A 12418-nucleotide genomic window follows, 5' to 3' on the forward strand; every position below is an offset into this window, starting at 1 on the left:
CTACCTGATGAAGCAAGTGCTCGAAGGCCACGAGCCCACGCGCGCCACTCAACTGCACTTGGACCGCTGCCTGACCTGCCGCAACTGCGAGAGCACCTGCCCCAGCGGCGTGGACTACGGTCACCTGGTCGATATCGGCCGCAAGTTGGTGGACGCCAAAGTGCCGCGCCCCGCGGGCGAAAAAGCGCTGCGCTGGGCCTTGAAAGAGGGCCTGCCCTCTCCGCTATTTGCACCGGCCATGAAGCTGGGGCAATGGATGCGCCCGCTGCTGCCGCTCAGCCTGAAAAACAAAGTGCCCGCTCCGCAAGCTTCCGGCCAGTGGCCTGTGCGCAAGCATGCGCGCAGGATGCTCATGCTGGCCGGTTGCGTGCAGCCGGCCATGTCCCCCAATATCAACAGCGCGACCGCCCGTGTGTTGGATGCCGCAGGTATCCAACCGGTCTTGGCACCCGCAGCCGGATGCTGCGGCGCCGTCAAGTTCCACCTCAACGACCAGGACGGCGGCAAGGCCCAGATGCGTGCCAACATCGACGCCTGGTGGCCGCATGTGCTGGACGGTGTGGAGGCGCTGGTGATGAATGCCTCCGGCTGCGGTGTCACGGTGAAAGAATATGGCCACATCCTGCAGGATGACCCGGCCTACGCCGCCAAGGCGGAGCGCATCAGCGCCTTGACGCGCGATGTGAGTGAGTTGCTTCCCGAGCTAGTGCCCGTGCTCAAGCCCCGCCTGCAACTGGGAGCCGGCACGCCTGCCTTGGTGTTTCACCCGCCTTGCACCTTGCAACACGGCCAGAAGCTCAAAGGGGGTGTGGAAACCCACATGGCTGCGCTCGGTTTCACGGTGCGGGTGGCTGCGAATGAAGCCCACCTCTGCTGCGGCTCGGCAGGCACGTATTCGGTACTGAACCCCGAGATCTCCTACCAGTTGCGGGACCGCAAACTGGGCCAGCTAGCACCCCAGGCCGACGAAGTCATCATCAGTGCCAACATCGGATGCATCACCCACTTGCAGAGCGGTACCACCACCTCCGTTTCCCACTGGATCGAGGTGCTGGACGCGGCCCTCAGCCACCCCGCCTGACATAAGGGCGGCCTCGGGGCCGGCCTATGAGGCGGGGCGCCGGGCTTACAAGGCAGCCTGAATATCCTTCGCCAGGCTCGCCGGCGTGTCGGTGGGGGCGTAGCGTTGGACAACCTGCCCCTCTTTGCTGATCAGGAATTTGGTGAAATTCCATTTGATAGCCTTGGTGCCGAGAAAGCCCGGAGCCTCGGCGACCAGCCACTGGTAGAGCGGGTGGGCGCTTGCACCGTTGACATCGATCTTGGCCATCATCGGAAAACTCACCCCGTAATTGAGCTGGCAGAACGATGCAATTTCGTCGTTACTGCCTTTGTCCTGCGATCCGAACTGGTTGCACGGAAAACCCAAAACCACCAGCCCTTGAGCTGCGTACTCTTTATGTAGGGCCTCAAGCCCCGCAAACTGGGGCGTGAAGCCGCAGGCACTGGCCGTGTTCACGATCAGAATGGGTTTACCCCGGTAGGTGCTGAGTGGCACGCTGGTGCCCTGGATCGTCAAGGCTTCAAAGTCATAAATATCGGGCATGGATTTCCTTGGGTGCAAATGACGCTAGAGACGATACCAGTTGCGCAAAGTGCTTGTTTAAATCCGGCAATACGACGAAGATTTCGATGGGAGGAGAATTCAATTGCAAACCCCTGCTTGGCTTTTCCAGTGCGTGCAACGGTGGCGGTCTGCCCGGCTGGATGGTGCCTCGGTGCAGGGCGAGGCCACCATGGAGTCGCTGCGCCGCTACCGCACGATTGCGTGTTGCGTGCTTCCCTTGCACCTCGCAATTGCATGGATCTTTTCCCGCTTCAGCCCCCCGACCAGCCACCCCGAATGGGCCCGCTGGGCCGAGCTAGTGTCACTCTCTCACTGGTGCGCCGCAGCGGGTGTTGCGGTCAGTGGCTGGTGGGCCCATTGGTACCTGGTGAAGAGGCAGCGTGCGACAGGGGGGGCTGTTGCCTTGCAAATCGGGATAGCGGCAGCCTATTTGTACTTCGGGGCCCACGTGGCTTTGCTGGATCTGCGGTTTGAGACCGGTGCCGGTAGCTCGACCTTCATGGTGATTTGCGTCATGTTCGGGGTGCTGGCCCTGATGCGGCCAGCCATTACGGTACCGCTGTTCAGCGCGACCTATGTGATCTTTTCCTACCTGCTGGAAAACACCGAGGTCAACCCCAATCAGCTGCTGAGCCTGCGCGTTATGGCTTTCGTGGCGCCTGCGCTGGCACTGCTGACATCGACGATCAACTGGTCCCAGTATTCACGCGCAGTGCTGCTGCGGCGACAACTCCGCCGTAGCAACGAGGCCTTGCAGTTACAAAAACAGGAGTTGGCTTATTTGGCCGACCATGATGCATTGACCGGGCTCTTCAACCGCCGCGAATTCATGCGGCTGGCGGACATGGAGTTGCAGCGCGGGCGCAGGGTGCCCGCGGAGACCTCGGTGATCATGCTGGACATTGATTTTTTCAAGAAAGTGAACGACCAGTTCGGTCACCCGGGTGGCGATGCGGTGCTTCAGTCCACCGCTGCCACACTGCGCAAGGCACTTCGGGTCACAGACACTTTGGCCCGTATGGGCGGGGAGGAGTTCATTGTGTTGCTGCCCGGTACCGGGGAGGACGGTGCGCGGCTGGTTGCCGAAAAAATGCGGGAGGCGGTCGAGGACATGGTGACCCCGTTTGAAGCTGAAAGCATCGTGATCACGGCCAGCCTTGGTGTCAGCACGTTGCGTGCAACGGATTGGAGTGATTTTGAGGCGCTGTATGCCGCCGCCGACCGCGCCCTCTATGTGGCCAAACAGACCGGGCGCAACCGGGTGGAGTTCGCCGTGCCCGAATCTTCAGAGCGCAAGCCGCACCGCTAAAGTTCAGCCGTGCAGGTTGTCGTTGCGGGCGATGTCCAGAAGGTGATTGACCTCGTCCGCATGTTCGCGGCAGTTGCGCTCGTGCCAGCGCTTGATTACCCACATAAAGCCCGCCACCACAATGCCGAACGCGCTGATGGCACCAAATGCCGACAGCCCCATGCTGGTCGATAAGGCGTAGAACCCGCCTAGGCCCAGAATGCAGGCTTGCTCGTTGAAGTTTTGCACGGCGATGGAGCGGCCCGCGCCCATCAGGTTGTGGCCCCGGTGCTGCAGCAGGGCGTTCATGGGTACCACGAGAAAACCGCCCAAGCCACCCAGAAGGATCAGAAACGGTGCCGCAAGCCAGACGTTGTCGATAAAGTTCAGCAGAATCACCAGCAGCCCCATGGCAATGCCGAGGGGAATCACGTTCACCGCGTGCTCCAGTCGCATGCGCATCGAGGCGACCACGGAACCTACGGCGGTACCGATGGCTACAACACCCACCAAGGCAGAAGCCTGCGTCACGCTGTAGCCCAATGCGGCAGAGGCCCAAGCGAGCACGATGTAGCGCAGATTCCCGCTGACACCCCAAAAGAGCGTGGTCGTGCCCAGCGAAATCTGTCCCAGCCGGTCCTTCCAGAGCTTGGTGTTGCAGCTCCAGAAGTCCGGCAGCAAGGTCAACAGATTTTGGGGAAGGGCCCGCATGCTGACTCCGGTCTCGGGAATGCGGGTGTTGAACCAAGCTGCAATCAGGTACACAAAAATCAGTACACCGATAGCGGCTTCAGGAGCCGTGTCGATGCTGGTGGTGATGAACGGGAAATCAAACGACAACAGAGCGCTGGAGATCATCGGTCCTACCAGCTGCCCGCCCAGAAGTACGCCCAAAATAATGGAGGCAATGGTCAAGCCCTCGATCCAACCATTCGCTTTGACCAACTGGGAGGCGGGCAATAGCTCGGTCAGGATGCCGTATTTAGCAGGCGAGTAGGCGGCTGCCCCCAAGCCCACAATGGCGTAGGCCATGAGCGGGTGGGTGCCAAACAGCATCATCAAGCACCCGATGACTTTGATGCTGTTGCTGATAAGCATGACCTTGCCTTTTGGCATAGCGTCGGCAAAAGCCCCCACAAAAGGAGCCAACACCACATAAAACAGGGCAAACATCGGAACCAGTGCAGCTTGCTGCCACTCCGGCGCGCCAGAGCTGCGCAGTAACTGGACGGCTCCCACAAACAAGGCGTTGTCGGCCAGCGAGCTGAAGAACTGCGCTGACATGATGGTGTAGAAGCCGCGTTTCATGGGTAGGTGCTGGGCGCATTAGCGGAGCTAATGCGCCGGATATTGTTGTGAGTCTCCAAACGTGGGTCGGTTATAGCACGGCGCGGAATGTCAAAATCCGCCCGGTCCCTTGTTGTTCCTCACGCCATGCCACGTCCCATACTCGCCACCATCCACACCCAGGCCTTGCGCCACAACCTCGAAGTCTGCCGCCGTGCGGCGCCGGACTCGCGTATCTGGGCGGTGGTCAAGGCCAATGCCTACGGCCACGGCATTGAGCGCGCATTTGAGGGTTTGCGTGGCGCGGATGGCATTGCTTTGCTGGACCTGGAAGAGGCCCGTCGCGTGCGCCAACTCGGCTGGCGCGGGCCGGTGTTGTTGCTCGAAGGCGTGTTCGAGCAACGCGACCTGGAGCTGTGCTCCCGACTGGGCTTGTGGCACACCGTGCACTGCCAGGAGCAGATCGATATGCTGGCGATTCACAAGACCAACGAGCCGCACCGGGTGTTCCTCAAGGTCAACTCCGGCATGAACCGGCTGGGCTTCCAGCCCGAGCAGGTGCGCTCCGCCTGGACGAGGCTGAACGCTCTGCCGCAAGTGGACGAAATTTCACTGATGACGCATTTCAGCGATGCCGATGGCCCCAAAGGCATAGCAACGCAGGTGGCGGTATTCAAAAAGGCGACCGATGATTTGCCCGGTGAACGCACCGTGAGTAATAGCGCGGCAACTTTGCGGCACTCCGGCTCGGGCTTGGTGTCGGATTGGGTGCGGGCCGGTATTGCCACCTACGGCAGCGCACCCGACTACCCCGAGCACAGCATCGACCACTGGGGCCTGCAACCCACCATGACGCTTGCTGCAAAAATCATAGCAACCCGCGATTTGTCGGCGGGGGATACGGTCGGATATGGCTCTCATTTTGTGGCCGACAGGCCCATGCGTATCGGGGTGGTGGCATGCGGCTATGCAGATGGCTACCCCCGCATTTGCCCCACAGGCACGCCGGTACTGGTCAACGGCATACGCAGCCGCGTGGTGGGCCGCGTCAGCATGGACATGATTACCGTCGATCTCGACCCCGTTCCCGGGGCCGGCATGGGCAGTGAGGTCACGCTCTGGGGGCGTGCCGCCAATGGCGCGGTGTTGCCCATCGACGAGGTGGCCGTGCAGGCGGGCACCGTCGGCTATGAATTGATGTGCGCGTTGGCTCCGCGGGTGCCGGTGGTCGTGGCAGACGAGCCTGCATGAAATACGTGCCCATTCCCATTGCCATGCTGGAAGTGGGCCGCCCTTTGCCGATTGATATTTGGAGCGACACCGGACAGCTGTTGCTCAAACGCGGGCAGCCGGTCGTGTCGGAGCAGCACCGCAACAAACTCCATTCTTTCAATGCGTGCTCCACCCCGGGCGACGCCTTGGCGTGGCAGCGGGCCTACGAGCGCATGGTGCATGAAATGTTGCGCGACGGGGTCGATGTGCAAACCATCGCCAAAGCGCCCATGCCTGATCGCATTCGCGAAATGGACTATGTGGTCGGCACCCCGCTCAGCGGCGGTTGGCCCGATCTGCAGGATGTGCTGCGTGGCATCCTGTACCAAGGGGGGTTGGCCATCAACCCGATGCCCCGCTTGGGTGGTATTGCGCGCACGGTTCAAAAATTGGTGGCTTCTGACCCGGACGATGCCTTGTTCCGTTTGTTCCAAATGCTCAGCGATAACAGCCTGGGCTACTGCTCCACGCATGCTTTGTTGTGCGCCACCATCAGCCAGATCACGGCGGAGCGCCTGGGGCTCGATGCGAGCCTACGTGCCAATTTGCTGGATGCCGCATTAACCATGAACATCGGGATGGCGCGGGAGCAGGATAGTTTGTCGCGACAAGGGTCGCCGCCTACGGAGTGGCAACGGCAACGTATCCATGAACATCCGGAATTGAGCGCCCGCACGCTGCAGGAGTTCGGTGTTGATGACGCAGACACACTCGATCTCGTGCGCTGGCATCATGACCCTCAACATGCCGAGGCCCTGCCCAGAAACAGCCTGGCGCGCCGGATATTGGCCACGGTGGACGCGTTTGTGGCCAAGATGGCGGCCCGCAAGGGCAGGGCGCCCTTGCCGCCGATCGCTGCGGCCAAATCGATTTTTGCGGGTGCCCAGGGCGAGGCTGCGACCGTGGGCGCCGCACTGGCCACCACGACCGGCTTTTATCCGCCCGGCACCTTTGTGTTGCTGTCCAACGGAGATACCGCTGTCGTGGCCCAACGGGGTGTGCGAGCCAACACGCCCTGGGTGATTCCGGTGATGGATAAGAACAGCATGCCCATCATTCAGTACACCTGTCGCGATACCCAGGATCCGGCTTGGGGGCTGGTGACGCCGCTCAACTTCCAGAATGTGCGGATTGCGGTGACCGCGGACAAAGTGGTGCGCGCGCGCTCCCGCCTGCCGAAAAATCCCTGAGCCGTGATCGTTGCTCATGATATGTATTTATATACAGTATTATGAGCATCATGGCCAAAGACAAAACCATCTACACCTGCAACGAATGTGGCGGCACCAGCCCCAAATGGCTGGGCAAGTGCCCGCACTGCAACGCCTGGAATACCCTGATCGAATCGGTCGCCAGCAGCGACGCGCCGGCCAAAAACCGCTTTGCCGCGTTGGCCAAAACGGCCGAGGTGGCGGTGCTGTCCGACATTGAGGCGTCGGATGTGGAGCGCACCCCCACCGGCCACGAGGAACTGGACCGCGTGTTGGGTGGCGGCATGGTGGAGGGCGGCGTGGTGCTGATCGGTGGCGACCCCGGTATCGGCAAGTCCACCCTTTTGCTGCAGGCGCTCGATTCATTGCAGCGCTCGGGCAAGTCCACGCTTTATGTGACGGGCGAAGAGAGTGGGGCGCAGGTCGCTTTGCGCTCGCGCCGCCTAGGCTTAGACCACTCGCAGGTGAAAGTGCTGGCTGAGATTCAGCTCGAAAAAATCCTCGCCACGCTGGAGGCCAACCGCCCGGATGTGGCCGTGATCGACTCTATCCAGACCGTGTACTCCGAACAGCTCACCAGCGCGCCGGGCTCGGTGGCCCAGGTGCGCGAATGTGCGGCGCACCTGACCCGCGCGGCCAAGGCCAGCGGCACCGCCATCGTGCTGGTCGGCCATGTGACCAAAGAGGGCGCGCTGGCCGGGCCGCGGGTGCTGGAGCACATGGTGGACACGGTGCTGTACTTTGAAGGCGACACGCACAGCCAGTTCAGGTTGGTACGCGCCATCAAAAACCGCTTTGGTGCGGTGAACGAGATTGGTGTCTTCGCCATGACCGAAAAAGGCCTCAAGGGCGTGAGCAACCCCAGCGCCATCTTTTTGAGCCAGCACGCGGAGCCGGTGCCCGGCAGTTGCGTGATGGTCACGCTGGAAGGCACCCGCCCGCTCTTGGTCGAAATTCAGGCGCTGGTGGATATGGGCGGCCCGTCGCCCCGGCGTTTGAGTGTGGGTTTGGACAAAGACCGTCTGGCCATGCTGCTGGCCGTGTTGCACCGCCATGCCGGCGTGGCGTGTATGGACCAGGACGTGTTCATCAACGCGGTGGGCGGCGTGCGCATCGGCGAGCCGGCCGCGGACTTGGCGGTCATGCTGTCCATCACGTCGAGCCTGCGCGGCAAGCCGTTGCCCAAAGGCTTTATCGCGTTTGGCGAAGTGGGGCTGGCCGGCGAGGTGCGCCCCGCACCCCGTGGGCAAGAGCGCCTGAAGGAAGCTGCAAAACTCGGTTTCACCATAGCCGTGGTGCCCAAGGCGAATGCACCCAAGAAGCCCATCGAGGGCATGACCATCCATGCGGTGGACCGGGTGGAAGAAGCCATGAACGTAGTGCGCGGCTTGACCTGAGGCAACACGCGTCGGCCCGGGTTTACGTACACTGGCCGGCATGCGTTGGCTGACCAAAATCCCGGGTTCTATCCGCTCTGCTTCCGGGCTGGAGTGGGCCTTGTGGCGCAAGCTGCCCGCCATCTGGGCGGTAGGCACCGCGCTACCGCTCCTTGCTTTGGGCACCTACCACTGGCTGGCCGATGCCTCCACCCCTTCCGCGCAGCGCGCCCTGCAGTTGGCAGACTATGTGGTAGCGGGAATCGTGGTCTTCCACTGGACGGCGGTGCTCACCACCGCCATAGGCTGTGCGGTGGTCATGCTGATGAAAGGGCCCGCTTATGTCGCGGACGCCCTGGAAGTGAGCCACAGCGACCAGCCCCGCCTTGACCCAGAGGCCTGAAGCAGGTACCCCGAGCCGCCTTAAGACCCCGTTAATGTGGGCTTCCTACCATGCAGGACATGGAGGTTTACATGCACTGTTTTCGCCGCATTGGGCTGCCCCTGTTGGCAGCCGCCCTGTGCTCCACCGCGCTGTGGGCAGGCACACCCCCCGAGCAGCTGAACGCGCTGGTAGCCCAAGCGGGCCGCAGCCCCAACCCGACCCAGGGTCAGCAGTTCTTTAACGCGAAACACGGACGGGAGTGGAGCTGCGCGTCCTGCCACAACGCCTTGCCCACCGGTGAGGGCAAACACGCCAGCACCGGCAAGGCCATCACAGCGCTGGCACCGGCCTTCAACCCCGAGCGCTTTGCCGACCCGGCCAAGAGCGAAAAGTGGTTCCGTCGCAACTGCAACGACGTGCTGGCCCGCGAATGCACCGCCGCCGAGAAGGCTGACGTGTTGGCTTGGCTGATCAGCCTCAAGCGCTGAACGGTTGCGCCACACCCATTTCAAGGAATTTATGAAAAACAAGCCTCTAGCCCTTTTTAAATATGCGCGAGTAGCTCCTAAATGCATAGCAATTTTGATCTGGGCCAGCCTGTCGCTGGGCAGTGCCTGGGCCGACTCCAAAGGCCCTGTGGTGCCGCCCCTGCCCAAGTACCAAACCGAGTGCGCGGCCTGTCACATCGCCTACCCGGCGGGCATGTTGCCGGCCCCGTCCTGGAAGCGGCTGATGGGTTCGCTGGACAAGCACTACGGCACCGATGCCTCGCTGGACGAAGCCAGCGTGCGCGAGATCAGCCAGTGGCTGCAGGTGAACGCCGGCACCTATAAGCGGGTGCGCGAGGACCCGCCGCAGGACCGCATCACCACGTCCGCCTGGTTTGTGCGCAAGCACGATGAGCTGGACCCCGCCATCTGGAAACAGGCTGCGGTCAAGAGCGCGTCCAACTGCATCGCCTGCCACACGCGGGCCGACAAGGGCAGCTTCAGTGAACGTGACATTGCTTTCCCGAAAGGGCTGGATGCGCGCTTTCGCCGCAACTGGTCTGACTGACGCACTGCCAGAACTCCCACTTAAATCCGCCTTTTATTGCTCTGTTTGACGAGGCCCCTCATGACGACCACGACCTTTCCCTCCGGAGCTGCCCCCGCACAAGCTGCGCGCCGCCGCGTAGTGGACGCGCCCACCCGCGTCTTCCACTGGCTGTTTGCCCTGAGCTTTCTGGGCGCCTACCTCACGGCGGATGGCGAACGCTTTCGCCTGCTCCACATCACGCTGGGCTACACCATGGCCGGTTTGCTGGTGTTTCGCGTGTTGTACGGTCTGCTGGGGCCGCGCCACGCCGGCTTGGCTTTGTTGTGGCGCAAGCTCAGCGGGCTCTGGCCTTGGGCGCAGTCGCTCAAGGCCGCTGTGAATACCACTGCGAAAGCCGACACACCTCCGGCGGTGAACTGGCGCCAAGGGCAAAACCTGTTCATGGCGCTGGCCATCGTGGCCTTGCTGGTGCTGGTGTTGCCGCTCACGCTGTCGGGGTACGCCACCTTCCACGAGTGGGGTGATTTTCTGGGTGGCGACTGGATAGAAGATGTGCACGAGTTCTTTGGCAACACGGTATTGGCGGTGGTGCTGGCCCATATTGCTGCCATCGTGGGCCTGAGCCTGCTGCGCCGCAAGAATCTGGCAGCGCAAATGGTGACGGGCCGCGTCGATGGCCCGGGCCCGGACCTGGCCAAGCGCAACCATGCTTGGCTCGCGGCCCTGCTGCTGTGCGCCGTGTTGGCCTACTGGACTTGGGAGTGGCAGCAGTCGCCCCAGGGGCTGATTTCAGGCTCCGCAATCAGCGCGGTCATCAGTGGGCAAGGCGATGATGAAGACGACTGAGCCGATCACCATGCACAATCGTTTGATGAGTTTTCACGGAGTCCCTTGAATGCGCGTGTTGCTAGCCGAAGACGATGCCATGTTGGGCGACGGCCTGCGCGCCGGGCTGCGCCAGCTCGGCTTTTTGGTCGACTGGGTGCGCGATGGCCTGGCCGCCGAGCGCGAGTTGGCGGGCGGTGATTACACCGCCGCCGTGCTGGACCTGGGCCTGCCCGGCAAAGACGGCCTGGACGTGCTGCAGGCGCTGCGCAGCGCGGGCGTGGCCACCCCCGTGCTGGTGCTGACCGCGCGCGACGCGGTGCCCGACCGCATCCGTGGGCTCGATCTGGGTGCCGATGACTATGTGCTCAAGCCGGTGGACCTGCACGAACTGGCGGCACGCCTGCGCTCGCTGGTGCGCCGCTCCCATGGCGCAGCGCACGAGGTGTTGCAAGCAGGCGCAGTGGCGCTGGAGCCCGCTACCCGCCGGGTGCTCTGGCAGGGTGCGGAAGTGACCTTGTCCACCCGCGAATTCGATTTGTTGCATGCCTTGCTGCGCAGTGGCGGGCGGGTGCTATCCCGGGAGCAGCTGGAGCAGCAGATGTACAGCTGGGGCCACGAGGTGGAGAGCAACACCATTGAAGTGCACATCCACCACCTGCGGCGCAAGCTGGCGGCCGATGCCATCCAGACCGTGAGAGGCGTCGGCTACCGCGTGAACCCGCAGGCGGGCGCCTAATCATGGCAAGCGGTCGCTCCCTGCAACTGCGCCTCCTGGTGCTGCTGTCGGTCTCGCTGGCCTGCGTGTGGCTGGCGGTGGCGGTATGGACCTGGGTAGACGCCCGCCACGAGGTGGACGAGCTGATGGACAGCCACTTGGCCCAGGCTGCCGCCATTCTGGTGGTGCAGCCGCTGGACTTGGAAGACGACGCTGTGGCCGACGCCCCCGCCCTGCACAAATACAGCGCGCGCGTGGCGTTTCAGGTGTTTCACGAGGGCACGTTGGTGATGCGCTCGGCCAATGCCGGTACAGAGCCCTTGAGCCGTGAACGCCGTGGCTTCGACACGGTGCGTCGCGGCGGCGAAAGCTGGCGTGTGTTTGCTACCCGTGGTGCAGAAAGCGATGTGCAGGTGTATGTAGGGGAGCAAGAGAGCTCGCGAAACGACATTGTCTGGGCCATGCTGCGCGGCATGTTGCTGCCCATGGCTTTGGCCCTGCCGGTGTTAGCCGCCTTGCTGTGGTGGGCGGTGCACCGGGCGCTGCTGCCGCTGCGCGCACTGGGCCACACCCTGGGTCAGCGAGCCTCCGATGCGCTCAACCCGGTTGTGGTGCTCGACGTGCCTTCTGAAATGCAGCCGCTGGTGGCCGAGCTCAATAGCCTGCTGACCCGCATTGAGCGCATGGTGGCGTCGGAGCGGCGCTTCACCGCCGATGCCGCCCACGAGCTGCGCACCCCGATTGCAGCCATACGTGCCCAGGCGCAGGTGGCCATGGGGGCGGGAGACGATGCCGGTGAGCGCGAGCAGGCCCTGCGCAACACCTTGGCCGGCTGCGACCGCGCGACACGCGTGGTAGAGCAATTGATGGCCTTGGCACGGCTGGACGCGTCCGGGCAGCCTGCGGACTCTGGCGGGAAAGGCCATGGCAACCCTGCGGTGACGGACCTGTCTGCGCTGGCCCGCAGCGTGGCGGCAGACCTGGCGCTGCTGGCACTGGCCCGGGAGCAGGAACTGGTGCTGCATGCGCCCGAGCCCTGTGGCGTGGTGGCCGACGAGGCGCTGCTGCGTATGTTGCTGCGCAATGTGCTGGACAACGCAATCCGCTACGCCGGGACGGGGGCCCACATCCGGCTGGACATCAGGCCGGTGGCGGGCGGCGTGGAGTGCACGGTTCAGGACAGTGGGCCGGGGCTGAAGCCCGAGGACATGGCCCGCCTGGGCGAGCGTTTTTTTCGGGTGCTCGGGTCCGGGCAAACCGGCAGCGGCTTGGGCTGGTCGATCGTGCGCCGCATTGTGGCGGCCACCGGGGGGCAGGTGCTCACCCGGCAGTCCGCTGAATGGGGCGGGCTGGAGGTGCAGCTGCGCTGGCCTGCGGCCTGAAAGCCGCAT

Annotated in this window: 13 protein-coding genes; 11 read left to right on the top strand and 2 right to left on the bottom strand. The window is 63.2% G+C overall.

The window, feature by feature from the left end; translation table 11 throughout:
- A partial coding sequence (glcF, locus tag QZW03_RS10835; protein ID WP_296510012.1) for a glycolate oxidase subunit GlcF occupies positions 1 to 1081 on the top strand: 1081 nt, incomplete at its 5' end.
- Between the two features lie 45 nt (positions 1082 to 1126).
- On the opposite strand, the gene QZW03_RS10840 is transcribed toward glcF, so the two are convergent.
- Positions 1127 to 1606 carry a glutathione peroxidase gene (locus tag QZW03_RS10840; RefSeq protein WP_296510013.1) on the bottom strand — a complete coding sequence of 160 codons (480 nt, stop codon included), beginning with the start codon at positions 1604 to 1606 and terminating at the stop codon, positions 1127 to 1129.
- A gap of 103 nt (positions 1607 to 1709) precedes the next feature.
- Here QZW03_RS10840 and QZW03_RS10845 point away from each other — a divergent pair, with 103 nt between their 5' ends.
- On the top strand, positions 1710 to 2936 hold the full coding sequence (locus tag QZW03_RS10845) for a GGDEF domain-containing protein (RefSeq protein WP_296510014.1): 1227 nt from the start codon (positions 1710 to 1712) through the stop codon (positions 2934 to 2936).
- Positions 2937 to 2939: 3 nt separating this feature from the next.
- On the opposite strand, the gene lplT is transcribed toward QZW03_RS10845, so the two are convergent.
- Positions 2940 to 4223: a lysophospholipid transporter LplT gene (gene lplT, locus QZW03_RS10850; protein WP_296510015.1), complete on the bottom strand. Its 1284-nt coding sequence runs from the start codon at positions 4221 to 4223 to the stop codon at positions 2940 to 2942.
- Between the two features lie 126 nt (positions 4224 to 4349).
- On the opposite strand from lplT, the gene alr reads away from it, so the two are divergent.
- The 9 genes from alr to QZW03_RS10895 all read left to right on the top strand — a co-directional run bounded on the left by alr (position 4350) and on the right by QZW03_RS10895 (position 12409).
- On the top strand, positions 4350 to 5453 hold the full coding sequence (gene alr, locus QZW03_RS10855) for an alanine racemase (RefSeq protein WP_296510016.1): 1104 nt from the start codon (positions 4350 to 4352) through the stop codon (positions 5451 to 5453).
- Positions 5450 to 6664: a hypothetical protein gene (locus QZW03_RS10860; RefSeq protein ID WP_296510017.1), complete on the top strand. Its 1215-nt coding sequence runs from the start codon at positions 5450 to 5452 to the stop codon at positions 6662 to 6664. Before alr ends, QZW03_RS10860 begins: the two co-directional genes overlap by 4 nt.
- Positions 6665 to 6714: 50 nt before the next feature.
- Positions 6715 to 8082, top strand: a complete 1368-nt coding sequence (gene radA / locus QZW03_RS10865) for a DNA repair protein RadA (RefSeq protein WP_296510018.1) — start codon at positions 6715 to 6717, stop codon at positions 8080 to 8082.
- Positions 8083 to 8122: 40 nt separating this feature from the next.
- Positions 8123 to 8464, top strand: a complete 342-nt coding sequence (locus QZW03_RS10870; RefSeq protein ID WP_296510019.1) for a hypothetical protein — start codon at positions 8123 to 8125, stop codon at positions 8462 to 8464.
- A 71-nt stretch (positions 8465 to 8535) separates the two neighbouring features.
- Entirely contained in the window at positions 8536 to 8934 is a 399-nt protein-coding gene (locus QZW03_RS10875) for a DUF1924 domain-containing protein (protein WP_296510020.1), read from the top strand.
- A 31-nt stretch (positions 8935 to 8965) separates the two neighbouring features.
- A complete protein-coding gene (locus tag QZW03_RS10880) occupies positions 8966 to 9502 on the top strand; it encodes a diheme cytochrome c (RefSeq protein WP_296510021.1) in 537 nt (178 codons plus the stop codon).
- 60 nt (positions 9503 to 9562) lie between these two features.
- A complete protein-coding gene (locus QZW03_RS10885) occupies positions 9563 to 10330 on the top strand; it encodes a cytochrome b/b6 domain-containing protein (RefSeq protein WP_296510022.1) in 768 nt (255 codons plus the stop codon).
- A gap of 49 nt (positions 10331 to 10379) precedes the next feature.
- Positions 10380 to 11048: a response regulator transcription factor gene (locus QZW03_RS10890; protein WP_296510023.1), complete on the top strand. Its 669-nt coding sequence runs from the start codon at positions 10380 to 10382 to the stop codon at positions 11046 to 11048.
- Between the two features lie 2 nt (positions 11049 to 11050).
- Positions 11051 to 12409, top strand: coding sequence for an ATP-binding protein (locus tag QZW03_RS10895; protein WP_296510024.1), 1359 nt, complete (start codon positions 11051 to 11053; stop codon positions 12407 to 12409).
- Positions 12410 to 12418: the final 9 nt, after the last annotated feature.

The sequence above is a fragment of the Rhodoferax sp. genome (genome assembly GCF_013297935.1).
Classification (GTDB): Bacteria; Pseudomonadota; Gammaproteobacteria; order Burkholderiales; family Burkholderiaceae_C; genus Allorhodoferax.

What these genes read in the sequence shown, in the direction of transcription:
- QZW03_RS10840 (WP_296510013.1), bottom strand. Translation starts at nt 1,606, where the DNA reads ATGCCCGATATTTATGACTTTGAAGCCTTGACGATCCAGGGCACCAGC.
- lplT (WP_296510015.1), bottom strand. Translation starts at nt 4,223, where the DNA reads ATGAAACGCGGCTTCTACACCATCATGTCAGCGCAGTTCTTCAGCTCG.
- alr (WP_296510016.1), top strand. Translation starts at nt 4,350, where the DNA reads ATGCCACGTCCCATACTCGCCACCATCCACACCCAGGCCTTGCGCCAC.
- QZW03_RS10860 (WP_296510017.1), top strand. Translation starts at nt 5,450, where the DNA reads ATGAAATACGTGCCCATTCCCATTGCCATGCTGGAAGTGGGCCGCCCT.
- radA (WP_296510018.1), top strand. Translation starts at nt 6,715, where the DNA reads ATGGCCAAAGACAAAACCATCTACACCTGCAACGAATGTGGCGGCACC.
- QZW03_RS10870 (WP_296510019.1), top strand. Translation starts at nt 8,123, where the DNA reads ATGCGTTGGCTGACCAAAATCCCGGGTTCTATCCGCTCTGCTTCCGGG.
- QZW03_RS10875 (WP_296510020.1), top strand. Translation starts at nt 8,536, where the DNA reads ATGCACTGTTTTCGCCGCATTGGGCTGCCCCTGTTGGCAGCCGCCCTG.
- QZW03_RS10880 (WP_296510021.1), top strand. Translation starts at nt 8,966, where the DNA reads ATGAAAAACAAGCCTCTAGCCCTTTTTAAATATGCGCGAGTAGCTCCT.
- QZW03_RS10885 (WP_296510022.1), top strand. Translation starts at nt 9,563, where the DNA reads ATGACGACCACGACCTTTCCCTCCGGAGCTGCCCCCGCACAAGCTGCG.
- QZW03_RS10890 (WP_296510023.1), top strand. Translation starts at nt 10,380, where the DNA reads ATGCGCGTGTTGCTAGCCGAAGACGATGCCATGTTGGGCGACGGCCTG.
- QZW03_RS10895 (WP_296510024.1), top strand. Translation starts at nt 11,051, where the DNA reads ATGGCAAGCGGTCGCTCCCTGCAACTGCGCCTCCTGGTGCTGCTGTCG.